We start from the raw sequence: 26,197 nt of genomic DNA on the forward strand, positions 1-26,197 counted from the left end.
CTTTTGCAAAGATTACATGTGAGTCTGGGCAGGGCGCCGGTCAGGCGTGTCAAGGTGCGGGACCGCGTTGAACAGCACCGGCGACCAATGGCCGTCGATGGGAAAAAGCCGGTGCATTGAGGTATGCACAATCGCCAGCGCCAGGCGGGACATCGCAGGAATGCCCAGCCCCATCGCCTGCGCCATCACCATCGAAATCAGACCACCAGAGGTCACAACCAGCGCCGGACCATCGCCATCCGCAATCTCGTGCAGGGCGGATTGCACGCGATCCTCAAACTGCGTGTAGCTTTCAGGCGTGTCGGTGATCTTGCCCGCTTTCCAATAGTCGAAGACCTGCGGCAGGTGCTGGGCAAAGCCGCCGGGCTGGGGGAAAGGGATGCGGTGTTGCTGTTCAAGCAGCCCTGCGAGGGTGAAATATTCCAGTTCGTTCAGCCGCGCGTCACGTATCGGGGTCAGGCCGGTGTCCATCCCTTCTGCGGTCTCGATATGGCGGGTCAGCGTGCCGGTATAAAGCCGTGTATGATGGGTTTCGCTGTGGCGCAGATGCTCGCCCAGCCAGGCAGCTTGATCGTGGCCCAGCGGGCTGAGCCGGTCATAACTGAGTTCGTCCTTGGCGGTGGAGTTCGCTTGGCCGTGGCGGATAAGGGTAATGTGGGACATGAGCGCGCTTTTGTTGGTTGACCAAGTGATAGGGCAGGACGGCTGCGCATTCAAACCCCTATCCGATGATGGGTCCGCCGCGTCACCGTTTGGGGCGGCCCTTGGGGCTCTGCGGGGGGACGATTATTTGACAAGGTGAATTAGGATGCGGTGATTGGTTGGCGGGGGCGCAAATTCTTGGCAGGGTGTCGGGAATGAGCAGCCTGACAGGGGCCGCGATTGGGTATAGCATGGGCAATGCGATGCAGGAGGCAAGAGATGGCAGACAAGATCACATTCACGCTGAACGGCGAAACCGTTGAGGCAGAGGCGGGTCTGACCATTTGGGAGGTCGCCAACGGGCGCGGCCTGAAAATCCCACATCTGTGTCATAAACCTGCCCCCGGCTATCGCCCTGACGGCAATTGCCGCGCCTGCATGGTCGAGATCGAGGGCGAACGTGTTTTGGCCGCATCGTGTATTCGCGAACCCGCCGAGGGCATGGTGGTGACGACGAACAACGCACGCGCTGAAAATGCCCGCAAAATGGTGGTGGAGCTGTTGCTTGCCGATCAGCCCGCGCAGGACATTGCGCATGATAAATCGAGCCATATGTGGGACATGGCCGCACTGAGCGGTGTTGACGCCAGCCGGTTTCCGAAGCTGGAAGAGGGCCGCATTCCGTTGCTGGATGACAGCCATGTGGCGATGTCGGTGAACCTGGATGCTTGTATCCAATGTGGACTTTGTGTGCGGGCCTGTCGTGAAGTGCAGGTCAATGATGTGATCGGCATGTCGGGGCGGGGCCATGATGCCTATCCGACCTTTGACATGGCCGACCCGATGGGCGCATCGTCTTGCGTGGCCTGCGGCGAATGTGTGCAGGCTTGCCCGACCGGGGCGTTGATGCCCGCCACCGTGGTGGACGCGGCGCAGGTTGGGGACAGCGCCGATTTTGACAGTGAAGTTGACAGCATCTGCCCGTTCTGCGGCGTTGGTTGTCAGATTTCGCTGAAGGTGAAAGACGGCAAGGTCAAATATGTCGAGGGCATCAATGGCCCGGCGAACGAAGGGCGGCTGTGCGTCAAAGGGCGCTTTGGCTTTGACTATATCCATCACGAACACCGCCTGACCAAGCCGTTGATCCGGCGTGACGATGCGCCGGCAAAGGGGTTAAACGTGGACCCGGGCAACTGGCAGGAAGTATTCCGCGAGGCGTCATGGGACGAGGCGCTGGATTTTGCAGCCAAAGGTCTGAAGGGTCGGGGGCGCGAGGTGGCGGGCTTTGGCAGTGCGAAATGCACCAATGAAGAGGCCTATCTGTTTCAAAAGATGATCCGGCAGGGCTTTGGTCATAACAACGTCGACCACTGCACGCGACTGTGCCATGCGTCGTCGGTGGCGGCGTTGATGGAGAACGTGGGCAGTGGTGCTGTGACAGCCACGTTTAACGAGATCGAAAACGCTGATGTGGCGATTGTGATCGGGGCCAACCCGGTGGAAAATCACCCCGTTGCCGCGACCTATTTCAAACAATTCACCAAACGCGGTGGCAAATTGATCGTGATGGACCCGCGTGGCGTGGGGCTGCGGCGGTTTTCCAGCCATATGTTGCAGTTCCGCCCCGGCACGGATGTATCCATGCTGAACGCGATCATGCATGTGATCGTCGAAGAGAAGCTTTATGATGCGCAGTATATCGCGGGCTATACCGAGAATTGGGAAGCTGAAAAGGAACATCTGAAGGATTTCAGCCCTGAGAAGATGGCGGCGGTTTGCGGCATCGAGGCGGATGTGCTGCGCGATGTGGCGCGGACCTTTGCCGGTGCCAAGGCGGCGATGATTTTCTGGGGTATGGGCATTTCGCAGCATATTCACGGCACAGATAATTCGCGTTGTCTGATCTCATTGGCGCTGATGACGGGCCAAGTGGGGCGACCCGGTGCGGGGCTGCATCCGTTGCGCGGGCAGAACAACGTGCAGGGTGCCTCGGACGCCGGGTTGGTGCCGATGTTCCTGCCCGACTATCAAAGCGTAATGGATGATGGCGTGCGGTCGGCGTTCACCGACGTCTGGGGGTCAGGAGATTTCAGCAATGAAAAGGGTCTGACCGTAACCGAGATCATGGACGCGGTGCATGATGGGGACATCAAGGCGATGTATGTGTTGGGAGAAAACCCGGCGATGTCGGACCCGGATGTGGAGCATGCGCGCGATGCGTTGGCCAAGTTGGATCATCTGGTCGTGCAGGATATCTTTATCACTGAAACGGCAAATTATGCCGATGTGATCCTGCCTGCGTCGGCCTTTGCCGAGAAATCAGGGACGGTGACCAATACCAACCGTCAGGTCCAGATGGGCCGCGCAGCGGTGTCACCGCCGGGCGAGGCGCGTGAGGATTGGTGGATCGAGGTGGAACTGGCCAAGCGGCTGGGGCTAGGGTGGAGCTATACCAGCCCCGCGGAAGTGTTTGCCGAAATGAAGTTGAATATGAAGTCTCTGGACAATATCAGTTGGAACCGGCTGGAACGTGAGAACGCGGTGACCTATCCGTCGCTGAGCGAAAGCGATCCGGGGCAGGCAATTGTCTTTGGCGATGGGTTTCCGCGAGCGAATGGGCGGGCGAAGTTTACGCCGGCGTCGATCATCGCGCCCGACGATGTGCCGGACGCGGAATACCCGATGATCCTGACCACGGGGCGGCAGTTGGAGCATTGGCACACAGGGTCGATGACCCGGCGGTCTAAAGTGTTGGACGGGCTGGAGCCGGAGGCGAATTGCTCGCTACATCCTTCCACCCTGCGCAAGCTGGGGGTGGCACCGGGAGAGCATGTGCGATTGACCACCAAGCGCGGCACGATCGAGATCATGGCGCGCGAGGACCGTGCGGTATCGCCTGATATGGTGTTCCTGCCCTTTGCCTATGTTGAGGCGGCAGCGAATATTCTGACCAACCCGGCGGTGGACCCCTATGGAAAAATTCCTGAGTTCAAGTTCTCGGCTGTGAAGGTTGAGGCGGCAAAGGGCGCGCTGGCTGCTGAGTGAGGCAGCGGTGCGCCTGCGGCGCGTTTTTCTGATTGGAATGAGGGACTTTGTCCCTCAAACTCCCTAGGAATATTAAATCCAGAAAGAGATGGGGAGTGGCATGCAAATAGATGCGGCGCGGTTCTTGGCAGACTTGCATATGTTGCGCAGCTTTGGGGCTGCGGGTGTGGGCAAGGGCGTCGTGCGTCCGGCCTATTCTGCGGCTGATGTGGCGGCGCGTCAGTGGTTGGCGGATCGGATGCGCGCGGCGGGGCTGCGTGTTGAGGTTGATCCAATGGGCAACCTGTTTGGGTTGGCCGAGGGGCCGTCTGTCCTGTTGGGATCGCATTCTGACAGCCAGCCCGAGGGGGGATGGTTGGACGGAGCCTTGGGCGTGATTGCGGCGCTGGAGGTGGCGCGCGCGGCGACTGAGGCGGGCGGGCCTGCTGTTTCAGTTGTGTCGTTTCAAGACGAGGAGGGGCGGTTCGGCGTCACCACCGGATCTGAGGTGTGGTCAGGGCATTTGGACCAAGGCACGGCCGATACCTTGACTGATCATGCAGGGGTCACGCTGGGCGAGGCGCGGCAGGCCGTGGGGCAGATGGTCACCGGGGAGGTTGATCCGGGGCTATTCACCGGCTTTGTCGAGATGCATATCGAACAGGGGCCGACGCTGGACCAGAGCGGGGAAAAGATTGGTGTGGTGACTGATATTGTTGGCATCCGCGATATGAATGTCACCTTTGAGGGGCAGCAAAATCATGCGGGCACCACGCCGATGCATCTGCGCCGAGACGCGTTTCAGGCAGTGTCAGAGTTTAATGCGCTGTTGAACGAACGGCTGCGCAATGTGGTCACGCCGAGCAGCGTTTGGACCATCGGGCATCTGTCGCTGCACCCAAATGCGTCATCCATCGTGCCGGGGCGTGCTGTGTTTTCGATGCAGTGGCGTGATGGGGATGCGGACCGGCTGGCGCGGATGGAGATGATCATTCGTGACACCGCCGCCGAGGTGGCGCAGACGCGGGGGATGGCGCTGTCTTATGGGCCGCTGTCGGGGCTGGAGCCGGTGGCGATGGACGCCCGGTTGCGCGACGCATTGGCCGAGGCGGCCGAGGCCGTGGCACCCGCCGATTGGCGCAAGATGCCATCGGGTGCGCTGCATGACGCCACGAATGTGTCGCGGCTGATGCCAGTGGCGATGCTGTTCGTGCCGTCGATCGGTGGGATCAGCCATGCCTTTGACGAAGATACCGCCGAGGATGATCTGGTGGCGGGGGTGCAGGTGTTGGCGCGTGCGGTTGGCGCGCTCTAGCTGCGCAGGTAACCGCGTTTCAGGGCGCGGTTTCTGAAACGGTCGGCGGCCTGTGATGCCTCGCGCAGATTGCCAAAGCAGTTGACCACGACGCGCGGTTTGGTCCCGCAGGAGCCCCATTCCCGCATGACCGACACCTCTGAAAATAGGTTCATCGCGATCTCGACGCGGTAAAAAGCCGGGCGTCGGGCAGGGGACAAACGGTATAGAAGGCATTCTAGCATGGGGTGATTATTGCACCTTTGCGCGCAACCTCAAGTGGCGATTCGGCCCGGCGTGATGTTTTTGGGAAATCGCGCTATCCCCAGATTACATCGCCTAAAAAGATATATCCCGCGCCGTAGATCGTCTTGATCAATTGTGGGTTTTTGGGGTCTTCGTTGAGCTTCGTGCGAAGGCGCGAAATGCGTACATCCATCGCCCGGTCAAAGCTTTCCGAAGCGACGCCGCCCAGGCTTTCCTGCATCTGGGCCCGGCTGATCAGGCGTTTCGGCGCGTCGAGGAAAAGACGCAGGACCTCGCCCTCGGCATGAGAAAACGGCACCTCTGTTCCGGTTGCGTCCTGCAACGTGTAGCGGTCGAAATGCGCGGTCCAGCCTGCAAAGCGGGCGGTCTGTCCGGCGGGGACCGTGGGTTTGGCGCTGCGCAGGCGGGCGCGGATGCGGGCGACGACCTCAGCCGGGTCGAAGGGTTTGATGATGTAATCATCTGCCCCCAGTTCAAGCCCGGTTACGCGGTCCTGCACCTGGGCGCGGCCCGAGATGATGATCACGATGGCGCCCTGTTCGAGTGCCAGGCGGTGCACCAACGTCAGCCCGTCGGTATCAGGCAGGCTGAGGTCGACAAGGCAGACATCAGGGGTGTGTTTGGCCAGTGCCGCCTCGAACGCGCGGGCGCGGCCAAAGCTGAGCGTGTCGAACCCGGCCTCTTGCAGTACATCCGACAGCATGGTGCGGATTTCGGGTTCGTCGTCCAGAATGGTGACAAGTGGGCGGGCATTTTTGCTGCGAGCGGTCATTGGGCGGCGACTTTCAAAGGGGCGATCAGCGCCGTCAGGTCGGTCTGGGCAAAGGGTTTGCGCAGTACCGGGGCCGTGGCCTGTGCCTGTAGGAACAGCGGGTCATCTACGGGCAGTGACGTCATCAGCAATAGCGGCAGGGCGCCGCCTATTCGGGTGGCAAGGTCAATGCCCGTCGCCTCGCCGGTCAATTGGATGTCAGAAACAACCAGTGCGATGTCAGGCAGATCGGCGATCAGGGCCGTGGCTTCGTCCGCGCTGGTGGCTTCGATAACGGAATGGCCGAGTTCCATCAGCATATCGCGCACCACGGCGCGAATGTCGGTGGCGTCTTCGACCAGCAGCACCAGTCCGGTCGTCGCAGGTACAGCGGCGCGGTACGGCAGACGCAGGCTGATTATTGCGCCACCTTCTGGGGCGTTTGACAGGCGCAGCGTGCCGCCGGCCGATTTGGTCATGTCATAGACCATCGACAGGCCCAAGCCCGACCCTTCGCTGCCTTTGGTCGAAAAGAACGGTTCGATCCCGCGCTCGAGCGCGGAGGCGGAAAAGCCCGGGCCGCTGTCGTGCAGCACCCATTCGATCCAGGTCTTATGCAGCAGGCGCTGCGTTAGCCTGATCTGGCCGGTCGCGCCGCAGGCATCGCGGGCGTTGAGGATGAGGTTCAGCAGGCAATCCTGCACCATCCCCTTGTCGAGCAAGACCGTGGCTTCTGATACATCATCCTCGACGATTAACATGCAGTTCTGAGGCAAGGAAGGAGCCGCCAGTGTCGTCAGTTCGCGCAGCAGTGCACCCAGATCGGTTGCCATCGGGCGCAGGGGGCGCGGGCCGGTGACGTCAGCGATGGAACTAAGCAGCGTGCCACCACGCCGCGCGGCGGCGAGCGTGCCGTCAATCAGATCGACGGCGCCTGCGGGCAGGTCGGGCTGGCGCGCCAATTTCGATTGCATGCCTAGAATGATCGTCAGCAGGTTGGAAAAATCATGCGCCAGCCCGGATATCATACGCGCCGCCAACTCGCGTTTCAGGGTCTGTTGCAGGGCTTCGCGGGTTTGGGTTTCCTCGGTGATGTCCATCGACAGAATATATACCCCGCCCCTTCCATCCGGGGTAAAAGCGGCGCGTATGCGGCGGGCGGAGGGGTCATCGGTAAATTCCAGCACCGCCGGGGTGCCGTCGTAGGCCTGCTGTAGTGACGCCGAGATGCGCGCGTAGGATGGTTGGCCAAGCGCCGCGCTGATGCGCAGCCCATAGATATTGCTGGGGCGGCCCGGAATGACGCTGCTAAGGCGGCGGTTGGAGTAGGTGTAATGGCCGCCGGGGTCGACATGCGCGATATGGGCCGGCATCATTTCGGTGGTCAGCCGGGTGCGCGCCTCGCTTTCGGTTAGCTGGCGTTTGGCCTCTTCCAGTGCTGTGATCATCGCGGCCAATTTACGGTTGCTGGCGGATAGCTGTTCGGCGTGGGCAAGCACCTGATCGCTAAGCGCATCTGAACGCGCGCGCAGCAGGCTTTCCTGGCGTTTTGTGTTGGTAATGTCGGTATAGACAGTCACCCAGCCCCCTTGGGGCAGGGGCGATCCTTCGACACTGATCGTGCGGCCATTGGCGCGGGTGCGTTCCATATAGTGCGGGGCAAAGGCACGGGCCTGATCCACGCGTTCGGTGACAAATGCATCGACGTCCGTCACCTCGCCATATTCGCCGGTCTGGGCGAGGTGGCGAATGGTATCCTCAAACGGGGCACCGGGGGTCACGAGCGCATCTGGCAGGTCGAACATTTGCTGAAACGGGGCGTTGCATACGGCCAGGCGCAGATTGGAATCGTAGATCGACAGCGCTTGGGCAATCAGGTTCAGTCCTGCCGCCGTCAGCGCCTTTGTTTGTTCATCCGTGATATGCATCGTGCTACGCCTCCCCCGCGCAGGGCTAGCACCAAGCCATGAAAACACAAGGGGCCACGGGGCAATTCCTGCTTGACCTTCTTGCGCTGGAACCTTGCACAACGCAGCGAAACCATAGCCCAAGGAACCGAAAGATAATGCAAAAAGTAACGATTATCGTGGCCATCGGGCTGCTGCTGGGCGCGACGTATATCTTCTGGCCAGCAGGCGAGGACCCCACTGGCGCGCCTTTGGCAGAGGTTGCCGTACCAGGCACCCTGAGCGCCGAGGCGGCAGAGGGCAAAGGCATTTTCGATACCAAATGCGCCGCCTGCCATGGCGAGAGCGCGGCGGGGCGTGATGGGGTGGGGCCGCCACTGGTCCACAAGATTTACGAACCCGGCCACCACGGCGACCGTGCGTTTCTGGCGGCGGCAACGACGGGCGTGCGACAGCACCATTGGCCCTTTGGCAACATGCCCCCAGTAGAGGGGATCACACTCGAAGAGGTCGCCAAAATAGTCGTCTATGTGCGAGAGTTGCAGCGCGCCAACGGGATCGAATAGCCCTTAGGGCCATCTTGTAACAATTCGAAAGGATTGCGAAAACTTCAGGTAAAAGTTGACCTCCACACCAAAGAGAACATCCTTGTGCAACATGGGAATCGCACAAGCGATCGAACCTGCCGGAAAAATGGCAGGAATGGGAGGAAGACAATTTGGCCAAGCCGCTGACGCGCGCTGACGGACCGCAGTCCGTCCCGGCGCTGTTGCATCGCAACGCACGTGAATTCACCAATGCGCCCGCGTATCGGGAAAAGGAATATGGGATCTGGCAAAGCTGGACCTGGTCCCAGACCCGCGACGAGGTCGAGGCGCTGGCGCTGGGCCTGTTGGAACTGGGCATCAACGAAGGCGATTTTGTCGCTGTGATCGGGCGCAACCGACCCTATCTGTACTGGGCGATGATGGCCACGCAGATGGCGGGCGGCGTGCCGGTGCCGCTGTATCAGGACGCCAACGCCGAAGAGATGGCCTATGTCATGGCCCATTGCGGCGCGCGTTTTGCCGTAGTCGGCGATCAGGAGCAGGTCGACAAGATCATCGACGTGCAGGACCAACTGCCCGAATTCGAACGCATGATTTACCTCGATCCACGCGGTTTGCGTAAATACGACCACAGAGCGCTGGATCAATATACCGCCGTGCAGGACATGGGCCGTGCGAACCGCGAAAAACACATCGCCGAGTTGGAGGCGCGTCAGGCCAAGCTGGACTACGATTCAACCGGTGTGATGCTCTATACCTCCGGTACAACGGGTAAACCCAAAGGCGTGGTGCTGAGCAATCGCAACGTGATCGAGACCGCCAAATCCTCGTCCGCCTTTGATAATCTGCAACGTGATGATGACATCCTGGCCTATTTGCCAATGGCGTGGGTCGGGGATTTCATATTCTCGGTGGGTCAGGCGCTGTGGGTCGGTTTCTGCACCAACTGCCCTGAAAGCGCGGATACGATGCATGTCGATCTGCGCGAAATCGGGCCGACCTACTACTTTGCCCCGCCGCGTGTTTTTGAAACGCAGTTGACCAGCGTGATGATCCGCATGGAGGATGCCAGCCGTTTCAAGAAATGGCTGTTTGATGTGTTCATGGCCCATGCCCGCAAGGTGGGTCCGGCCATTCTGGATGGTAAGCAAGTGTCGTTCTGGGACCGGGCTAAATATGCGCTGGGCGAGATGATGATCTACGGCCCGCTGAAAAACACGCTGGGGTTCAGCCGTGTGCGCGTCGGCTATACGGCGGGCGAGGCGATCGGGCCTGAGATTTTTGATTTCTATCGCAGTTTGGGCATCAACCTTAAACAGCTTTACGGTCAGACCGAGGCGACGGTGTTCATCACGGCGCAGCCTGATGGCGAGGTGCGCAGCGATACTGTCGGTGTGACCTGCCCCGGTGTGGAGTTGAAGATCGCCGAGAATGGTGAGGTGTTTTACCGCTCGCCCGGTGTTTTTGTCGAATACTACAAGAACCCCGAAAGCACAGCCGACACTAAAGATGCGGAAGGCTGGGTGGCAACGGGGGACGCGGGTTTCATCGAGGAAAGCAGTGGTCATCTGCGCATCATCGACCGCGCCAAAGATGTGGGTCAGATGGCAGACGGGCGGTTGTTTGCGCCTAAATATGTTGAAAACAAACTGAAATTCTTTCCCAACATTCTTGAGGTGGTTGTTTTTGGCAATACCCGCACGGAATGCACCGCCTTTATCAACATCGACCTGACTGCGGTGGGTAATTGGGCAGAACGGAACAACATCGGCTATGCGTCCTATCAGGAATTGGCCCGTCATCCACAGGTAATGGACACGATCCAGAGCCATGTGGAAGAGGTGAACCGATCTGTTGCCGAGGACGAAATGTTGTCGGGCTGTCAGGTGCATCGCTTTGTGGTGCTGCACAAGGAATTGGACGCCGATGACGGTGAATTGACACGCACGCGCAAGGTGCGCCGCAAGATCATCGAAGAGAAATATGCCGACATCATCGCAGCGCTTTATGACGGGTCCAAAAGCATCAGCACAGAGACCGAAGTGACCTATGAAGATGGCCGCAAGGGCAGCATCAAAGCCACGCTGGAAATCCGCACCGCGGCGGTGCAGCCGACAGCGGCACGGATGGCGGCGGAATGAGTGTGGCCATAAATACAAGGGGTTTCGCGCTGTGAAAGATCAGGCTGACAGCTATACCACCGCAGATGGCCGCACGATTGGGCCCGTGGTGATGGAGATGAAGAACATCACCCTGCGCTTTGGCGGGGTGGAGGCGATCAAGGATATTTCGTTTGATATCCGCGAGGGCGAAATTCGTGCGATTATCGGGCCGAACGGCGCGGGAAAATCTTCAATGTTGAATGTTATCAGTGGGTTCTATGTGCCCCAAGAGGGCGAAGTTTGGTATAAAGGCGCGCGCCGTCCGCCGATGAAGCCCTTTGAGGTGGCCCAGCAGGGGATCGCGCGGACGTTCCAGAACATCGCCTTGTTCGAGGGAATGAGCGTGCTGGACAACGTGATGACGGGCCGCCTGACCCATATGAAAACCGGGATGCTGGCGCAGTCGATCTGGAAGGGTAAGGCCGAGCGGGAAGAAACAGCCAACCGCGAACTTGCCGAGAAAGTCATTGATTTCCTTGAGATTCAGGCCATCCGCAAGACACCGGTTTCGCGTCTGCCCTATGGGTTGAAGAAACGCGTCGAACTGGCGCGCGCGCTGGCGGCGGAGCCGACGATCCTGCTGCTGGACGAGCCGATGGCGGGGATGAACGTCGAGGAAAAAGAGGACATGAGCCGCTTTATCCTGGACGTAAACGACGAGTTTGGCACCACGATTGCGCTGATTGAACATGACATGGGCGTGGTGATGGACCTGTCCGACCGGGTGGTTGTGATGGATTATGGCCGCAAGATTGGTGACGGCACGCCACATGACGTGCGCAACAATCAAGAGGTGATCGACGCCTATTTGGGGGTGGCCCATGACTGAGTTTCTTAACGCCAGGTTAAATGTCACACGACGTACACTGGGCGTGCACCGGGCGTACACTGCCGCAGTGCCGCACAACCATTCCACCAGACTGACTTTGAGAGGGACATCCGATGCCTGAGCAACTGGCGTTTACAATCGAGGTCTTCCTCAACGGGTTGATGGCGGGGGTGTTATACGCGCTGGTCGCGCTGGGGTTCGTGCTGATCTACAAGGCGAGCGGCATTTTCAATTACGCCCAAGGGGTGATGGCGCTTTTTGCGGCGCTGACACTGGTGGGGATCATCGACGGGCAGGTGCCGTTTTCGCATCTGATCAACGCAATCTTTGGCACCAACCTGCACCACTTTGGCTGGCATGTACCGGCGCTGCTGGCGATTTTCCTGACGATGGTGGTGATGATATTCCTAGCCTGGTGCGTGCAGCGGTTCGTGTTCCGGCATCTGGTGGGGCAAGAGCCGATCATCCTGTTCATGGCGACCATTGGTCTGGCCTATTTCCTCGAAGGGGTGGGCGACCTGATGTGGGGGTCTGAGATCAAGACGCTGGACGTGGGCCTGCCGCAGGGCATCAACGTCTGGCTAGACGAGTTCACCTTCAACGCGATCGGTTACGGGTTCTTTATCGACAACCTTGATATCGTGGCGTCGATCGTCGCCGCCATCCTTGTGTTGGGGTTGGTGATGTTTGCCCAATACACCAAACAGGGCCGCGCGATGCGGGCCGTCGCAGACGACCATCAGGCGGCGCTATCGGTGGGCGTGTCGCTGAATTTCATCTGGATACTGGTCTGGTCGCTGGCGGGTTTTGTCGCGCTGGTGGCGGGGATCATGTGGGGCGCAAAATCGGGGGTGCAGTTTTCGCTGTCACTGATCGCGCTCAAGGCGTTGCCGGTGTTGATGCTGGGCGGGTTCACGTCGATCCCCGGTGCGATTGTGGGCGGGTTGATCATCGGCGTGGGTGAGAAATTGTTCGAATTCCTGATTGGTGCGCCGTTCCTTGGCGGGGCCACCGAAAACTGGTTTGCCTATATGTTGGCGCTGCTGTTCCTCGTGTTTCGTCCGCAGGGCCTGTTTGGGGAGAAGATCATTGAGCGCGTTTGATCTGAACCCCCCAAACATAATGGCGGGGCGTGGGCCCGTGGCGAAGGTGGACTGGGGCCAGCCCCAGACCCCGGGAATATTTAAGACCAAAAAGAAAGAAGAGGACGTCTAATGTTTTACCGTGAAGCAGGTGATTTCAACACGTCCTATCCGCAGGACCAGCAGACATTCCCGATCAAGTTCGATCGCTATCGGTACTATCTGGTATTGTTCATTGCGGTGGTGGTTATTCCTTTCATGGTCAACGACTATTGGGTGAACTCGTTGTTCATGCCTTTCCTGATTTATGCCATCGCGGCGATTGGACTGAATATTCTGGTGGGCTATTGCGGGCAGGTGTCGCTGGGGACCGGGGGGTTCATGGCTGTGGGCGCTTATGCCTGTTACAAGCTGATGACCGCGATGCCCGATGTCAGCATGTTCATTCATGTGTTGCTGGCGGGCGCGATTACCGCGGCTGTGGGTGTCTTGTTTGGTTTGCCCAGTTTGCGGATCAAGGGATTCTATCTGGCGGTGGCGACGCTGGCGGCGCAGTTTTTCCTGGTGTGGCTGTTCAACCGGGTGCCGTGGTTTTACAACTATTCCGCCTCGGGTCAGATTTCGGCGCCCGAAAGGGATGTGTTTGGCATCTTTGTGACCGGGCCAAATACTGAGGCCTGGGCAACCTATATGTTCTGCCTGATCTTCACGATCTTTTCCGCCGTGGTGGCCCGCAATCTGACGCGCGGGTCGGTGGGGCGCAAGTGGATGGCGATCCGCGATATGGATATCGCCGCCGAGATCATCGGGGTGAACCCGCTGCGCGCCAAACTGACGGCCTTTGCGGTATCGTCGTTTTTCATCGGCATTTCTGGGGCGTTGTTTTTTGCGATCTATCTGGGTGCCGTGGAAGTGGGGGAAGCCTTTGGCATCACCAAGTCGTTCCTTGTGCTTTTCATGATCATCATCGGCGGGCTGGGGTCGATATTCGGGTCCTTCGCGGGGGCGGCGTTTCTGGTGCTGTTGCCGGTGCTGCTGAAGATCGTCGGCGTCGACTGGCTGGGCTGGCCCACGGACATCGTGGCGCATTTGCAGTTGGTGATCGTCGGCGCGCTGATCATCATTTTCCTTGTGGCAGAGCCGCATGGCATTGCGCAGCTGTGGCGTGTCGCCAAGGAAAAGCTGAGATTGTGGCCCTTCCCGCACTAGCGGGACAGGTCGCGAAAAGAAGGTGGGGGGGTGAACCCCATCCTGTGAAACCAAATCGGACACATCCAGGGAGGAAAAACCGATGAAATATAAACTAGGAACACTGGCAGTTGCAGGCCTGATGGCTGCAAGCCCCGTCATGGCGGATCTCGTATTCCCATCGCTGAGCTATCGCACCGGGCCTTATGCGGCGGGGGGCATCCCCTTTGCCGATGGCTATGCGGATTATTTCACCATGCTGAACGAACGTGACGGCGGTATCGGTGGTGTGATGACGCAGGTGCCGGAATGCGAAACCGCGTATAACACCGAAAAGGGTGTGGAATGCTACGAGTCACTGAAGGACAGCGGCGGGTTAGTGTATCAGCCGTTGTCGACCGGCATCACCTATCAGCTGATCCCCAAGACCACGGCGGATGACATTCCGATGCACACGATGGGTTATGGCCGGACGTCTGCCGCGAATGGCGACGTATTCAGCCATACGTTCAACTATCCAGCGAACTATTGGAACGGCGCGTCCGGTGCGATCAACTATTTGCTGGCCGAAAACGGCGGTGATCTGAAGGGCAAGAAAATCTCGCTCGTCTATCACAACTCTGCCTATGGCAAGGAGCCGATCCGCACCTTGCAGGAACTGGCGGAAAAGCACGGTTTCGAGTTTACCGAAGTGCCGGTGGATCACCCCGGTCAGGAGCAGAAATCGCAGTGGCTGCAAATTCGCCGCGACAAGCCTGATTATGTGATCATGTACGGTTGGGGCGTGATGAACCAGGTTGCGGTTCAGGAAGCGGCCAACATCCGGTTCCCGATGGAGAACTTTATCGGCATCTGGTGGTCCGGGTCGGAAAACGACGTGCTGGCAGCGGGCGACGCGGCCAACGGGTACAAGGCGTTGACGTTCCACGGTGTGGGCGATGACTTCCCTGTGTTCGATGATATCAAGACGCATGTTGTCGACAAGGGTAAAGCGGCGGGCAACGGCGACCAGATCGGTACGGTTCTGTATAACCGTGGGCTTTATGCCGCGATGCTGGCGGCCGAGGCGGCCAAAACCGCGCAGGAAATCCACGGCACGATGGACATCACCGCAGCCCAGATGCGTGATGGCATGGAAGCGCTGGAGATCACCGAAGAGAAGATGGCGGCGCTTGGCCTGCCGGGCTTTGGTCCATCGTTCAAAGTGTCCTGTGCGAACCACGGTGGCACCGGTCTGGTTGGCGTGACCCAGTGGGATGCGGCGGCCAAGGAATGGAACCTGATTTCCGAATTTGGCGCGACCGACATGGATGTGATCCAGCCGTTGATTGATGAGGATTCCGCAGCCTATGCGGCGGAAAACAAAATCGAAAGCAGCTGCAAGTAAGCGGCACTTCCCCGGCTGCGCCAATCGCGGCGTGGCCGGGGAATTTTACGAATTTTGCAAAGGGTGAAGCCAGATGCTGGATGCCGCCAATACCAATGATGTGGCCGTTGAAAACCTGCTTGAGGTCAACAACATCGAGGTGATTTATAATCACGTGATCCTCGTGTTGAAGGGCGTCAGCCTGAATGTGCCCAAGGGCGGAATCACCGCCCTGTTGGGGGGCAATGGCGCGGGCAAGACCACGACGCTGAAGGCGATATCGGGGTTGCTGGCGTCTGAGCGCGGGGAGGTCACCAAAGGGTCGATCAAGTATCGCGGTGGTGACATTCAACATCAGGACCCTGCCGAAACCGTCAAGCGCGGAGTCGTGCAGGTGATGGAAGGCCGCCATTGTTTTGAGCATCTGACGATTGAGGAAAACCTGCTGACCGGTGCCTATACCCGCACGGATGGCAAGGGCGCGACGGCGGCGGATTTGGAAATGGTTTATGAGTATTTCCCGCGCCTGCGCGAGCGGCGCAAAAGCCAGGCGGGCTATACCTCGGGTGGGGAGCAGCAGATGTGTGCCATCGGGCGCGCGTTGATGAGCCGCCCCGAGACCATCCTGTTGGACGAGCCGTCGATGGGGCTGGCGCCGCAACTGGTCGAACAGATTTTCGAGATCGTGAAATCGGTGAATGAAAAGGAAGGTGTGACCTTTCTGTTGGCCGAGCAGAACACCAATGTGGCGCTGCGGTTTGCGCATTATGGTTATATTCTGGAATCGGGCCGTGTGGTGATGGATGGCCCGGCCAAGGACCTGCGCGAAAATCAGGACGTTAAGGAATTTTACCTTGGGATGTCGGACGAGGGGCGTAAATCGTTCCGCGATGTGCGCAGCTATCGGCGGCGCAAGCGTTGGCTGAGCTAAGCGTACGACGACAAACCCCACAGACGAAATGCGATGTAAGAAAGTGACGGGATGCTGATGAAGCCCTTTTTTGACGATCTCGAAACCCGCAGTGGCGATGCGCGGGCAGTGGCATTGGCCAAAGCCTTGCCAGTCCAGATCGCGCGTGCGCAGGGGTTGCCGGGTTACGCGGGGGCGCTGGATGGGGTTGATCCTGACGCGATTACCGATGCGGCGGCGCTGGCGGCACTGCCGGTGCTGCGCAAGTCCGAGTTGGGCAAGGCACAAGCCGCATCTGCGCCCTTTGGCGGGTTCACGACGCGCCCCGCGCATGGGTTCAGCCATGTGTTTCAATCGCCCGGGCCGATCTATGAGCCGTCCAGCAATGACCCCGACTGGTGGCGCATGGGGCGGTTTTTGCATGCGGCGGGGATTGGCGCGGGAGATATCATCCAGAACTGCTTTGGCTATCATCTGACCCCTGCGGGCATGATTTTTGAATCCGGGGCGCGGGCGGTGGGGGCCACTGTGCTGCCTGCCGGAACCGGGCAGACAGAATTGCAGGTGATCGCGGCACGTGATGTGGGCAGCACGGCCTATGCCGGCACGCCGGATTACCTCAAGGTGATTTTGGACAAGGCCGACGAGATGGGCGTGACCTTGGGCATCACCAAGGCGGCGGTGGGCGGCGGCGCGCTGTTCCCGTCCTTGCGGGCATATTACGCGGAGCGGGGGATTACCTGCCTGCAATCCTATGCCACCGCCGATCTGGGCAATATCGCCTATGAGACCCCGGCGATGGAGGGGTTGATCGTTGATGAACATGTGATCGTCGAGATTGTGACCCCCGGCACGGGTGATCCTGTGGCACCGGGCGAGGTGGGCGAGGTTGTGGTGACGACGCTGAACCCCGATTACCCGCTGATCCGCTTTGCCACGGGTGATCTGTCTGCGGTGCTGGAAGGCGTGTCGCCCTGTGGGCGGACCAATATGCGCATCAAGGGCTGGATGGGCCGCGCAGACCAGACGGCCAAGATCAAGGGCATGTTTGTGCGTCCTGAACAGGTGGCGGCGCTGGTGGCGCACCACGATGAAATCGCGAAGGCGCGGGTGATCGTGGCGCGTGCGGGTGAGCAGGACGTGATGACGGTGCAAATTGAGGCATCGGGCGGCGATGCTGAGGTGTTCGCGCAGACGGTAGCGCAGGTGTTGAAATTGAAGGGCAAGGTTGAGGTGGTGGCACCGGGCAGCTTGGCCAAGGACGGTGTGGTGATCGAGGATCAGCGGAGTTACGATTGAGGGTGAGGGCCCGGCGCGTTTAATGTGGGGCTGAAGTGGCGAAAGAACCCTTGGTGTTGTGGGGTGCAACCGAATTCGAACTGTGATCCGGTTTGAGCGCACGACGACCGATCACAGTTTCGGTTTCATATAGGCGGCCATCATTAAACGAAAGCGCACAGCGCGCCTTCTCTTGCACAAGCCTGCCCCTATAAATCCGCGCTGAGCAACGCCAAGGCGGCGCTCTCTCCTATCGCTAGAGCCCCTTCGATTAGACCGGGGCTACGCTCGGACGCCTCAGACACAGCAAACCGAACGCGACCATCAAGATGCGGTTGCCTTAGATGGGCTGGACCGATGTCGGGATGGGTTGCGGGGTGCAAGGTATCCAGTTCGGTCACGATGCGCGGGTTCATCGCCCAGTCTTGGATCACCAGTTCAAGGGGCTGCGCAGCAGCATTTCCAAAGCAATCTGAAAGCTGGTCCAAGATTGCCTGCCTCAGACGCGCTGGCTCTGCGCGTCTTTGTTCCGGTGTCCAGCTTACAAAGCCGAACAGCGCGGCAGGCGTTTTGTTTACACCTGTGTGGTCATGCACTTCGGCAAGCGGTCCGGTACGACTGGCGATCCTGCCGGATAGTCCATCGTTGCGCCAAAATGGCCTATGGTAGAGCGCAACGGCTTTGGCGTGGGTGCTCATCCATGTCGGCATTCTACGCATGGTATCAATCAGAGTGGATGACGCCCATGGGAGGTGCATGGTTGTGGCTGCAACGCGAAGTGGCACCGAGATAATCACTTTTTTGGCGGTGATAACGTCGCCTGAACTAAGATGGACGGCCATCTGGCCCGGCCCATCTTCGGAGACCTCAGTTACAGGCGCTGACGTTCGGATGTTTTCTTGGCCAATGCGGTTGGCAAGGATGTCGATGAGCGTCGTTGGTCCGCCCGCGATGCGAACCATACCGTCCTGTCCTGGCAGCGGCTGGCGAACCGGGTTAGGCCCGTACCCGACGACAACAGCATCACCTTGATTAAATTGCTCAAAGGTTGTTGCACCAAGCGTGTTCAGCCAGCGCGCGACCACAGGTTGGTGCCTTGGCCAAACCCAAGTCGGGCCGAGATCGGCAACTGCATCACCACTGATCGGATCACGTAGGGCGCGAATACGACCTCCGATATGCGCATCCGCTTCGAGAAGTTGCACTTGTGCGCCTGCTTCGCGCAACACTGCTGCGGCTGTTAGCCCAGACAGCCCTGCGCCAATAATGACCACGTCCATAAATTTACCTCGACATCAGTAGCCGAAGCGCAAAACGGCTCCAACGATGGTGGGATGCAATATTCGAGATGCCTTTGCAAACCCTGCGTACACCCCGTGGTGGCACGGGGTTTTCAAATGCGGTGATTCCACCCCAGCAAAAACAAAACCCCCGCCGCCATCAGGCCACGGGGGTTTCGTAATTCTGTCGCGTTACGCGGGTATGATTTACATCATGCCTTCGCGTTGCAATTTCTTGCGCGCCAGCTTGCGGGCACGGCGGATGGCCTCGGCCTTCTCGCGCGCTTTTTTCTCGGAGGGTTTCTCGAAATGTTGCTTGAGCTTCATTTCACGGAAAACGCCTTCGCGCTGGAGCTTTTTCTTCAAGGCCCGGAGGGCTTGATCGACGTTGTTGTCGCGAACACTAACCTGCATGTGGTTGTCACCACCTTTCTAGGATAAAGTTGCAATGATTTGCAGGAAATGGCGCTATAGCAAGCTATGTGCGCTTTGTCCACCCTGCCGTTGCACCGCTAGAGGAGCTTGCCATGACCGATCCCAAGGCCCAACTGCTTGACGCAGCACTGCCCCATGTCGCCTTTGACGGCTGGACGGGGGCGACATTCGATGCAGCCATAAAAGACTGCGGCATGGACGAGGGCCTGGCCCGCGCCACCTGTCCGCGCGGGGCGGTTGATTTGGCTGTGACCTATCATCGGCGCGGTGATGCGCAGATGCTGGCGGCACTGGCCGAGGCCGATCTGGAGGGGATGCGGTTTCGTGACAAGATCGCCAAGGCGGTGCAGGTGCGATTCGAGGTGTCGGGCGACCGCGAGGTGGTGCGCCGGGGGACGACATTGTTTGCCCTGCCGCACCACGCGCCCGAAGGGGCCAAGCTGGTGTGGGACACCGTCGATGCCATCTGGACGGCGCTGGGGGACACATCGGATGATGTGAACTGGTACACCAAGCGGGCGACGCTGGCCGGGGTCTATTCCGCAACATTGCTGTTCTGGCTGGGTGATATCAGCGAGGGGCACGGCGCGACATGGCGGTTTCTGGATCGGCGGATCGACAATGTGATGCAGATCGAAAAGTTCAAGGCGCAGGTGCGCGAGAGCCCGACGCTGAGCCGGCTGATGGCGGGGCCAAACTGGTTGCTGGGCAAGGTCAAGGCGCCGGGCAAGGCGGTGGACCCGAACCTGCCGGGGCGCTGGACGCCGCCGCAGTAGGCTTTTCCACTGCCGCCACAAGTGTTAGGGCAGGGCCACCAGACCCAAGACAGGCCCCGCCGATGACTAGCCCGACTGCCCCCCTGATCAGCGTTGAGGCCGTGCAGTACGCCCCCGGTGGGGTGGATGTGCTGCGCGATGTCGCTTTGCAATCAGATGCGCGGCGCATCGGTATTGTGGGGCGCAACGGGTCGGGCAAAACGTCGCTGGCGCGGGTGATTGCGGGGCTGGTGGCCCCGGACGCGGGCAAGGTGCGGCTGGCAGGCATTGACGTGGCCCGCGACCGCAAGGCGGCGCTGGGGATCGTCGGCATCCTGTTTCAGAACCCGGACCATCAGATCATTTTTCCCACGGTGGAAGAGGAAATCGGCTTTGGCCTGCGCCAGTTGGGGCAGTCCAAAGCCGAGGCGGCGCGGGGCGTTGCGGCCATTTTGGCGCGCTTTGACAAGGGGCATTGGGCGCAGGCGGCAATTCATCAGTTGTCGCAGGGCCAGCGGCAGTTGGTTTGCCTGATGGCTGTGCTGGCGATGCAGCCGCGGGTGATCATCCTGGATGAACCCTTTGCCGGGCTTGATATCCCCACTGCGATGCATCTGGCGCGCGTGCTCGATGGGGTGGAGGCTGTGTTGATCCACATCACCCATGATCCGGCGGTTTTGCGCATTTATGACCATGTGCTGTGGCTGGAGCAGGGCCGAGTGGCCGAGCAGGGCAGGCCCGACAGCGTTTTGCGCGCCTTCAGTCACCGGATGCAGAAATTGGGGGCTGACGATGATCTCTCTGACCTCGCCGGTTGAGACCCGCGCCCATGGTTGGGCGGCGGGGGGTAAACTGGGCGCGCTTTGTGGTGCGACGTTGGTTTTGTTTGCAGTGGACGCGCCGGGGGCGCATCTGGCCTTTCTGGCGGGCACGCTTGCGCTCTATGCGCTGCCGGGTCGGGCGTTTCTGCGCGCCGGTTTGGGGCGGCTTTGGCTGCTGTGGCCATTTGTCGGGCTGATTGTCTTGTGGCATTTGTTCACCGCCGATCTGGCCGCCGGTTTGGTCATCGCAATGCGGATGCTGACGGCCGTGGGGCTGGCCAATCTGGTCACCATGACCACACGGCTAACCGATATGATGGGGGTGGTGCGCTGGCTGCTGACGCCGCTGCGCCGCTTTGGCGTGAATACCCGCGCGGTGGAACTGGCGATGGCGATGGTGATCCGTTTCACCCCGGTTCTGGGGCAGAAAGGGCATCTGCTGGCGCTGGCATGGCGGGCGCGGGCGCGGCGACGGCTGAGTTGGCGCATTGTCACGCCCTTTGCCGTGCTGGCGATAGACGATGCGGAACATCTGGCCGAGGCGTTGCGGGCGCGCGGCGGCATCTGATGGCTTGACCGTGGCCGGGGGCGGTCCTACCAATCGCCAACGGAAACAAAAGGACCGCGCCAATGGAACGCAACCTGACCATGATCGCCCTCTTTGCTGCGTTGATCGCCGCACTGGGCCTGATCCCGAAATTTACCCTTGGGTTCGGCGTGCCGATCACGGCGCAGACGCTGGGCGTGATGCTGTGCGGGACCGTGCTGGGTGCCCGGCGCGGGGCGCTGGCGGTTCTCTTGTTCGTGGCGTTGGTGGCCTTGGGGCTGCCGCTGCTGGCTGGCGGTCGGGGCGGCTTGGGCGTCTTTGCCTCGCCTACCGTGGGCTTTCTTGTCGGGTTTCCTGTTGCGGCATTTGTCACAGGCTGGATCATGGGCCAATGGCGGAGCGCGCCTGTGGGCCTTGTCGCCGGTGTGGCGTCGGTCATCGGTGGGGTGCTGGTGCTCTATGTCTTTGGCATCTTCGGCATGATGATGACGCTGAACAAAACCGCGCCCGAGGCAGCACTGCTCGTCACCGCCTTTATTCCCGGTGATCTGATCAAGGCCGTTCTGGCCGGGTTCATCACCGCCGGTCTGGCCAAGGCCCGGCCTGCCAGCCTGCTGTCGCGGGCCTGACGTCTGCCACTGTCCCCAAAGGTTCGCGCATGTGGACCTTTGGGGATCAGGCGCGCAGGATCAGCGCTGAGCCGATCCCCCCCGCTGCCGCAATCGCGGCCAGCCCGGTGCCCTGCCCGCGCGCGCGCAATTCATGCCAGAGCCGCACGGCGTTGATTGCGCCTGACGCGCCAATCGGGTGCCCCGCGCAAGCGCACCGCCGCCGGGATTCACAATCTTTGGGTCGATCTGTGCGCCCTGCACGCAGGCGATCGCCTGCACGGCATAGGCTTCCATAACCTCGGCCACGGACAGATCAGCGATGGTCACATTGGCCTGCGCAAGGACGGCGCGGATGGCCACCAGCGGTGCCAGCCCCGGCATATCCGGCGTGCTGCCTTTGGTTGCGGCGGACAGTACCTCAATCCGCGGGACCCCCAGGCGCGCTGCGACCTTTTCGGACACCACAACGCAGTAGGCGGCGGCATCGGCTGCCACGGCCGCGTTGGCGGCGGTGATGTCGCCACTGATTGGCGCGGCGCGGCGGCAAAGTGCAAGGCTGAGGCGGCGGGTAAAAGCATCACGGTCAAGGCCCGCCAGCGGCACCAGTTCTTGTTTTGAAACGGGGTGCGCGCAGGCCTTGGCATGGCTGTGGACGGCCCAATCGTCCTGCGCTGCACGGCTGATGTGATGGCTGCGGGCCAAGGCGTCGGCGGCATCGGCCATGTCGGGGTCGCGGTCGGGCCAGGGGGTAAAGGGGGCCTGCTCGTAAGGTTCTGGCGGGCGGCCATCGGCAAAGGTACGCAGCCGCAGCGGCTGGCGCGAATAACTTTCCGCGCCGCCGGCGATCACCACATCTGCCGCGCCGCTGATGATCATCTGCCGCGCCAGTGCCAATGCATCCAGGCCGCCTGCGCATTGTCGATCAATGCTAAGCCCCGCGACATGGTCAGACAGCCCCGCCGCCAGTGCGATGCTGCGCGCGGGGTTGCCGCCGGGGCCAAGGGCGGTGCTGCTGATCACCTCATCCACCTGCGCCGGGTCAAGGTTCGCCTGCGCCAGAGTTGCACGCAGGATCGGGGCGGCAAGCTGCGGCAGGTCCAGATGCGCCAGCGCGCCACCGCGCGGGGCCACCGGGCTGCGGCAGGCGGAGATGATATAGGCGCGGGTCATGGGCGATCCTTAAGCCAACGGGCAAGGGCCGTGAGGTCGATCTTGCCCGAGGGGAGCAGCGGCAAGCTGGGATGAAAGAAAACCTGCTTTGGGGTGGCGAGGGGCCCAAATCTGGCGCGGCAGGCATCGGTGATCTGTGTGGCGATCTGATCGGCGATGGCGCCATCGGGCGTGGCGTCGACAATGGCAACCAGATGCTGCCCGCGCATCGGGTCGGGCCGGGGCAGAACGGCGCAAGCGCGCCCCAGATGCGCGGTGATCAGCGCTTCGATGGTTTCGGGAAAGACGTTCTGATCGGCGACCGTGATCATCCGACTGCGCCGCCCCTTAAGCCACAGATTGCCATCTTCGTCCAACTGGCCCATCTCGCCCACCGTGACAAAACCGTCGCGCCACCGGGTCTCTGTGCTATGGCCCAGGGCGTAGCCGTCGAATAAATAGGGGCTGCGCACCCAGACAGTGCCGATCCCCTGCGTCGGTTTGCCATCATCGGTCAGGATGCGCAGCGTGACACCGGGATAGGCCCGCCCGACAGCGCCCGCAGGCGTGGTGGCATCGGACAGGGTGATAAAACTGGTTTCAGCAGCGCCGTAAAATTCATGGATCGCCGCCTGCGGGGCCAACGTAGCAGCCGCGCGGCGGGCGTCAGCATCCAGCGCGCCCCCACCGCAGAGGATAAGCCGCAGAGCGCTGAGCGGCTGCCCTGCCGCGCCCCGCGCCAGCAGCCGCAATTGGGTTGGGGTGGTATACAGGATGCTGACCTCGGCTGCTGCCATCCGCGCCGCCTGGGCGCCGGGCCCCAGGTCGGACAGCACATGGGCATCGAGCCCCAGATGAAGCGCCTCAAGCACGCCGTATAGAGCCAGAGAATGGCCAAGCTGACCCAGCACCGCAATGCTGTCGGCCGGACCATAGGTAAACTGGGCGGCGTTGGCGGTGAAACTGGCGATCCAGGAGGCCTGGCTTCGGCGCACCGCCTTGGGCTGGCCCGCGCTGCCCCCGGTGAGCGTCAGTATCTGCCCCGGAGCGCAGGTGACGTTGGCAGGCAAGGCGGAATCGGCAAGGCAGAATGGGGCGCGTGCCAGAAGTGCCGCGCCAAGCCCGTCGAGGGCGGCGGATGCGGGTGTGGCCGGGATCTGGCGAAATTCGGTGCTGTCCGCCGCCACCACACGGATGCGATGCGCCCCGGCATACAGCCCTGCGTCTGCTGCCCAGCTAAAACTGTCCGCTGCCGCCATCCCAAGGGCCCTTCCGTCTGGTCCGGTCTGTCTAGCAAACTGCGCAGGCCTTGGCCAAGCGGCGATTATCGGGGTGCATGGGGCAGGGCTGCCGCATATGGTGCGGGAAAATCTCAGTTTGAAGGAGCCTGATATGACCGAGATGATGCGCGCAGTTGAAATTACGGAGCCCGGCGGGCCGGAGGTTTTAAAACTGGTCGAGCGTCCGCGCCCGGTGGCGGGGCATGGGCAGGTTGTGATCAAGGTGGCCTATGCCGGGGTCAACCGCCCCGATGCGCTGCAACGTGCGGGGAAATATGCGCCGCCCCCCACGGCGAGTGATCTGCCAGGGTTGGAGGCGGCCGGCGAAGTCGTCGAGGTTGGACCGGGGGTGCAGAACGTCGCGGTTGGCGATCTGGTCTGCGCGTTGCTGCCCGGTGGCGGCTATGCCGACTATGTCGCGACACCTGCGGCACATTGCCTACCGGTGCCCGAGGGGATGGGGCTGAAAGAGGCCGCCTGCCTGCCAGAGACGTTTTTCACCGTCTGGTCCAACCTGTTTGTGCGCGGCGGGCTGAAGGCAGGCGAACGGGTGCTGATCCACGGCGGGTCATCGGGCATTGGCACAACGGCAATCCAGCTTGCTCATGCTTTTGGCGCGCGGGTGTTCGTGACGGCGGGAACAGACAGCAAATGCGCGGCCTGCATGAAGCTGGGCGCAGAGGCGGCGATCAATTATCGCGATATGGATTTTGTCGATGTGTTGCAGGCCGAGGGCGGCGCGGATGTCATCCTTGATATGGTCGGCGGCAGTTACATCGACCGCAACCTCAAGGCGCTGGCCGAGGATGGGCGTCTGGTGCAGATCGCGTTCCTGCAGGGGGCGAAGCAGGAGATCAATTTCGCCACGCTGATGACGCGGCGGCTGACGATGACGGGCTCTACGTTGCGGCCCCAAAGTGATCTTGCCAAGGCGCGCATCGCCTCGGCGTTGCTGGAAACGGTCTGGCCGTTGCTGGAGGCAGGACGGGTGGCGCCGGTGATGGATAGCGAATACGACCTTGATGCTGCGAGCGCTGCGCACGCGCGCATGGAAGCCAGCGGCCATATTGGCAAGATCGTGCTGAAGGTCGGCGGCTGAAAGTGACGCACGGACCGCAGGAGTCCTTGTTGGGTTTGCCAGTGGCAAACCTGTGCCTCCGGCGGGGAATATAAGACCAAAAAGAGTAAGGAATTATTAACCCGAAGTGGGTTTCAATACCACCGCGGTACAGGCGTGGAAGCCGATGACCGTACCAGAAAGAGAGCGAAAGCTTTCGCGGGGAGGGGGGAGACTTCCTCCTCTTTTTGGTCTTATATATTCCCCGCCGGAGGCTCCGCCGCACGCCACGGGCGGTGCCAGTTGGCGCGTTAGCGCAGCGGCGTGAACAGGGCATCTTTCATCGTGCAGTCGCGCGATACATCGCGCCCGCAGGGGGTGAACTCCAGCGCGCGGGTCAGGCAGATGCGGGCTTCTTGAATGTGTCGCTGTTTGCAGGTGATAGTCAGCCCCGCGCGCGTCAGGCCGGGGTTGGCTTTCACAAACGCCTCCTCGACAACGTGAGCGGGAAGTTTCACTGCGCGGTCAAGTTTGCGAAAGATCGCGGGGCGGACGACGCGGGCGTAGGCTTTGCGCGACAGAGCGTAGTAGTCGGCGGGGTCAAGCCCGGTGCAGGAGCCGTGTTTCTTCCACTGATGCCAAGCCAGCCCGCTGGTGCCCATGATGTCAGCCATGGCGGTGGTCATGGCGCGGTTCGGCGGTGCCTTGCCGCTTTGGCAAAAGCTGGGGTACCCGCGCGTGTTCTGGGGCCAGAGCCCGTGCAGGATCCAGCCGTGGCCGCTGTTCTCGTCGCATTGCGGCGAACGGCGCGCGTCGCCGGTTAGGGCACACCAGTTGGGTGACCAGCTGAGGGCCAGTACGTAGTAGTCGAACTGGCCCGTACGACTGCCGTCAGCGCCGACGGTGGCCGGGGGGCACAGGAGGCTCAGGGCCAGCAGGCAGGTGCGCATCATATGCATTGGGTCTTTCCTTATTGCGTGGTCCTGAGTATATAGGCCTGAAGTTCCCCGACAA

At 60.9% G+C, this 26,197-nt stretch carries 23 protein-coding genes and 1 pseudogene; 15 read left to right on the forward strand and 9 right to left on the reverse strand.

What is annotated here, in order from left to right:
• Window positions 1-12 precede the first annotated feature (12 nt).
• On the reverse strand, window positions 13-663 hold the full coding sequence (locus AC1965_RS02135; protein ID WP_483885663.1) for a histidine phosphatase family protein: 651 nt from the start codon (window positions 661-663) through the stop codon (window positions 13-15).
• A 258-nt stretch (window positions 664-921) separates the two neighbouring features.
• Between AC1965_RS02135 and fdhF the strand changes: the two genes are divergently transcribed.
• Both fdhF and AC1965_RS02145 read left to right on the forward strand, forming a co-directional pair.
• Window positions 922-3,687 (forward strand): formate dehydrogenase subunit alpha, encoded by a 2,766-nt coding sequence (gene fdhF / locus AC1965_RS02140; RefSeq protein ID WP_483885664.1) that lies wholly within the window; start codon window positions 922-924, stop codon window positions 3,685-3,687.
• A 100-nt stretch (window positions 3,688-3,787) separates the two neighbouring features.
• A complete protein-coding gene (locus tag AC1965_RS02145; RefSeq protein WP_483885665.1) occupies window positions 3,788-4,981 on the forward strand; it encodes a Zn-dependent hydrolase in 1,194 nt (397 codons plus the stop codon).
• Here the strand turns inward: AC1965_RS02145 and AC1965_RS02150 are convergent.
• From AC1965_RS02150 to AC1965_RS02160, 3 genes are all read right to left on the reverse strand, one after another.
• Window positions 4,978-5,205 (reverse strand): WGR domain-containing protein, encoded by a 228-nt coding sequence (locus tag AC1965_RS02150; protein ID WP_483885666.1) that lies wholly within the window; start codon window positions 5,203-5,205, stop codon window positions 4,978-4,980. The genes AC1965_RS02145 and AC1965_RS02150 overlap by 4 nt on opposite strands.
• Window positions 5,206-5,279: 74 nt before the next feature.
• On the reverse strand, window positions 5,280-5,999 hold the full coding sequence (locus AC1965_RS02155) for a response regulator transcription factor (protein WP_483885667.1): 720 nt from the start codon (window positions 5,997-5,999) through the stop codon (window positions 5,280-5,282).
• Complete coding sequence (locus AC1965_RS02160; protein ID WP_483885668.1) at window positions 5,996-7,906, reverse strand: hybrid sensor histidine kinase/response regulator; 1,911 nt, start codon at window positions 7,904-7,906, stop codon at window positions 5,996-5,998. The genes AC1965_RS02155 and AC1965_RS02160 overlap by 4 nt, the downstream gene beginning before the upstream one ends.
• A gap of 137 nt (window positions 7,907-8,043) precedes the next feature.
• Between AC1965_RS02160 and AC1965_RS02165 the strand changes: the two genes are divergently transcribed.
• The 8 genes from AC1965_RS02165 (at window position 8,044) to AC1965_RS02200 (ending at window position 17,269) form a co-directional block, all read left to right on the forward strand.
• Entirely contained in the window at window positions 8,044-8,451 is a 408-nt protein-coding gene (locus tag AC1965_RS02165) for a c-type cytochrome (RefSeq protein ID WP_483885669.1), read from the forward strand.
• Between the two features lie 152 nt (window positions 8,452-8,603).
• On the forward strand, window positions 8,604-10,574 hold the full coding sequence (locus AC1965_RS02170) for an AMP-binding protein (protein ID WP_483885670.1): 1,971 nt from the start codon (window positions 8,604-8,606) through the stop codon (window positions 10,572-10,574).
• Between the two features lie 31 nt (window positions 10,575-10,605).
• A complete protein-coding gene (locus tag AC1965_RS02175; protein WP_483885671.1) occupies window positions 10,606-11,424 on the forward strand; it encodes an ABC transporter ATP-binding protein in 819 nt (272 codons plus the stop codon).
• A gap of 113 nt (window positions 11,425-11,537) precedes the next feature.
• The gene (locus AC1965_RS02180) at window positions 11,538-12,527 is read left to right on the forward strand and encodes a branched-chain amino acid ABC transporter permease (protein WP_483885672.1); all 990 of its coding nucleotides are present in this window, start codon (window positions 11,538-11,540) and stop codon (window positions 12,525-12,527) included.
• Window positions 12,528-12,638: 111 nt separating this feature from the next.
• A complete protein-coding gene (locus tag AC1965_RS02185) occupies window positions 12,639-13,715 on the forward strand; it encodes a branched-chain amino acid ABC transporter permease (protein ID WP_483885673.1) in 1,077 nt (358 codons plus the stop codon).
• 82 nt (window positions 13,716-13,797) lie between these two features.
• Complete coding sequence (locus AC1965_RS02190; RefSeq protein WP_483885674.1) at window positions 13,798-15,081, forward strand: ABC transporter substrate-binding protein; 1,284 nt, start codon at window positions 13,798-13,800, stop codon at window positions 15,079-15,081.
• Between the two features lie 73 nt (window positions 15,082-15,154).
• On the forward strand, window positions 15,155-15,991 hold the full coding sequence (locus AC1965_RS02195) for an ABC transporter ATP-binding protein (RefSeq protein WP_483885675.1): 837 nt from the start codon (window positions 15,155-15,157) through the stop codon (window positions 15,989-15,991).
• 51 nt (window positions 15,992-16,042) lie between these two features.
• Window positions 16,043-17,269 carry a phenylacetate--CoA ligase family protein gene (locus AC1965_RS02200; protein ID WP_483885676.1) on the forward strand — a complete coding sequence of 409 codons (1,227 nt, stop codon included), beginning with the start codon at window positions 16,043-16,045 and terminating at the stop codon, window positions 17,267-17,269.
• A 188-nt stretch (window positions 17,270-17,457) separates the two neighbouring features.
• Here AC1965_RS02200 and AC1965_RS02205 read toward each other — a convergent pair whose 3' ends face one another.
• A complete protein-coding gene (locus tag AC1965_RS02205) occupies window positions 17,458-18,528 on the reverse strand; it encodes a flavin monoamine oxidase family protein (RefSeq protein ID WP_483885677.1) in 1,071 nt (356 codons plus the stop codon).
• Window positions 18,529-18,735: 207 nt separating this feature from the next.
• On the reverse strand, window positions 18,736-18,942 hold the full coding sequence (rpsU, locus tag AC1965_RS02210; RefSeq protein WP_025051451.1) for a 30S ribosomal protein S21: 207 nt from the start codon (window positions 18,940-18,942) through the stop codon (window positions 18,736-18,738).
• 113 nt (window positions 18,943-19,055) lie between these two features.
• Between rpsU and AC1965_RS02215 the strand changes: the two genes are divergently transcribed.
• The 4 genes from AC1965_RS02215 to AC1965_RS02230 all read left to right on the forward strand — a co-directional run bounded on the left by AC1965_RS02215 (window position 19,056) and on the right by AC1965_RS02230 (window position 21,715).
• Window positions 19,056-19,739 (forward strand): COQ9 family protein, encoded by a 684-nt coding sequence (locus tag AC1965_RS02215; RefSeq protein ID WP_483885678.1) that lies wholly within the window; start codon window positions 19,056-19,058, stop codon window positions 19,737-19,739.
• Window positions 19,740-19,801: 62 nt separating this feature from the next.
• The gene (locus AC1965_RS02220; RefSeq protein WP_483885679.1) at window positions 19,802-20,536 is read left to right on the forward strand and encodes an energy-coupling factor ABC transporter ATP-binding protein; all 735 of its coding nucleotides are present in this window, start codon (window positions 19,802-19,804) and stop codon (window positions 20,534-20,536) included.
• Window positions 20,511-21,107, forward strand: a complete 597-nt coding sequence (locus AC1965_RS02225) for an energy-coupling factor transporter transmembrane component T family protein (RefSeq protein WP_483885680.1) — start codon at window positions 20,511-20,513, stop codon at window positions 21,105-21,107. Before AC1965_RS02220 ends, AC1965_RS02225 begins: the two co-directional genes overlap by 26 nt.
• Window positions 21,108-21,169: 62 nt before the next feature.
• Window positions 21,170-21,715 (forward strand): biotin transporter BioY, encoded by a 546-nt coding sequence (locus AC1965_RS02230; protein ID WP_483885681.1) that lies wholly within the window; start codon window positions 21,170-21,172, stop codon window positions 21,713-21,715.
• A 46-nt stretch (window positions 21,716-21,761) separates the two neighbouring features.
• On the opposite strand, the pseudogene AC1965_RS02235 reads toward AC1965_RS02230, so the two are convergent.
• Together AC1965_RS02235 and AC1965_RS02240 are read right to left on the reverse strand one after the other, a co-directional pair.
• Window positions 21,762-22,867 (reverse strand): annotated as a pseudogene (locus AC1965_RS02235) (acetyl-CoA C-acyltransferase).
• Complete coding sequence (locus tag AC1965_RS02240; RefSeq protein ID WP_483885682.1) at window positions 22,864-24,105, reverse strand: AMP-binding protein; 1,242 nt, start codon at window positions 24,103-24,105, stop codon at window positions 22,864-22,866. The pseudogene AC1965_RS02235 and the gene AC1965_RS02240 overlap by 4 nt, the downstream one beginning before the upstream one ends.
• A 133-nt stretch (window positions 24,106-24,238) precedes the next feature.
• Between AC1965_RS02240 and AC1965_RS02245 the strand changes: the two genes are divergently transcribed.
• Window positions 24,239-25,225 carry an NAD(P)H-quinone oxidoreductase gene (locus AC1965_RS02245; RefSeq protein WP_483885683.1) on the forward strand — a complete coding sequence of 329 codons (987 nt, stop codon included), beginning with the start codon at window positions 24,239-24,241 and terminating at the stop codon, window positions 25,223-25,225.
• 269 nt (window positions 25,226-25,494) lie between these two features.
• Here AC1965_RS02245 and AC1965_RS02250 read toward each other — a convergent pair whose 3' ends face one another.
• Complete coding sequence (locus tag AC1965_RS02250; RefSeq protein WP_483886965.1) at window positions 25,495-26,133, reverse strand: ribonuclease T2 family protein; 639 nt, start codon at window positions 26,131-26,133, stop codon at window positions 25,495-25,497.
• Window positions 26,134-26,197 lie beyond the last annotated feature (64 nt).

Source organism: Sulfitobacter sp. KMM 9851 (assembly GCF_057178245.1).

Bases quoted from the DNA above. Each gene is read 5' to 3' on its own strand.
- AC1965_RS02135 (WP_483885663.1), bottom strand. From the start codon at position 663: ATGTCCCACATTACCCTTATCCGCCACGGCCAAGCGAACTCCACCGCC.
- AC1965_RS02240 (WP_483885682.1), bottom strand. From the start codon at position 24,105: ATGGCGGCAGCGGACAGTTTTAGCTGGGCAGCAGACGCAGGGCTGTAT.
- AC1965_RS02150 (WP_483885666.1), bottom strand. From the start codon at position 5,205: ATGCTAGAATGCCTTCTATACCGTTTGTCCCCTGCCCGACGCCCGGCT.
- AC1965_RS02230 (WP_483885681.1), top strand. From the start codon at position 21,170: ATGGAACGCAACCTGACCATGATCGCCCTCTTTGCTGCGTTGATCGCC.
- AC1965_RS02215 (WP_483885678.1), top strand. From the start codon at position 19,056: ATGACCGATCCCAAGGCCCAACTGCTTGACGCAGCACTGCCCCATGTC.
- AC1965_RS02225 (WP_483885680.1), top strand. From the start codon at position 20,511: ATGATCTCTCTGACCTCGCCGGTTGAGACCCGCGCCCATGGTTGGGCG.
- AC1965_RS02180 (WP_483885672.1), top strand. From the start codon at position 11,538: ATGCCTGAGCAACTGGCGTTTACAATCGAGGTCTTCCTCAACGGGTTG.
- AC1965_RS02190 (WP_483885674.1), top strand. From the start codon at position 13,798: ATGAAATATAAACTAGGAACACTGGCAGTTGCAGGCCTGATGGCTGCA.
- AC1965_RS02155 (WP_483885667.1), bottom strand. From the start codon at position 5,999: ATGACCGCTCGCAGCAAAAATGCCCGCCCACTTGTCACCATTCTGGAC.
- rpsU (WP_025051451.1), bottom strand. From the start codon at position 18,942: ATGCAGGTTAGTGTTCGCGACAACAACGTCGATCAAGCCCTCCGGGCC.
- fdhF (WP_483885664.1), top strand. From the start codon at position 922: ATGGCAGACAAGATCACATTCACGCTGAACGGCGAAACCGTTGAGGCA.
- AC1965_RS02250 (WP_483886965.1), bottom strand. From the start codon at position 26,133: ATGCGCACCTGCCTGCTGGCCCTGAGCCTCCTGTGCCCCCCGGCCACC.
- AC1965_RS02145 (WP_483885665.1), top strand. From the start codon at position 3,788: ATGCAAATAGATGCGGCGCGGTTCTTGGCAGACTTGCATATGTTGCGC.
- AC1965_RS02195 (WP_483885675.1), top strand. From the start codon at position 15,155: ATGCTGGATGCCGCCAATACCAATGATGTGGCCGTTGAAAACCTGCTT.
- AC1965_RS02185 (WP_483885673.1), top strand. From the start codon at position 12,639: ATGTTTTACCGTGAAGCAGGTGATTTCAACACGTCCTATCCGCAGGAC.
- AC1965_RS02205 (WP_483885677.1), bottom strand. From the start codon at position 18,528: ATGGACGTGGTCATTATTGGCGCAGGGCTGTCTGGGCTAACAGCCGCA.
- AC1965_RS02160 (WP_483885668.1), bottom strand. From the start codon at position 7,906: ATGCATATCACGGATGAACAAACAAAGGCGCTGACGGCGGCAGGACTG.
- AC1965_RS02200 (WP_483885676.1), top strand. From the start codon at position 16,043: ATGCTGATGAAGCCCTTTTTTGACGATCTCGAAACCCGCAGTGGCGAT.
- AC1965_RS02220 (WP_483885679.1), top strand. From the start codon at position 19,802: ATGACTAGCCCGACTGCCCCCCTGATCAGCGTTGAGGCCGTGCAGTAC.
- AC1965_RS02245 (WP_483885683.1), top strand. From the start codon at position 24,239: ATGACCGAGATGATGCGCGCAGTTGAAATTACGGAGCCCGGCGGGCCG.
- AC1965_RS02165 (WP_483885669.1), top strand. From the start codon at position 8,044: ATGCAAAAAGTAACGATTATCGTGGCCATCGGGCTGCTGCTGGGCGCG.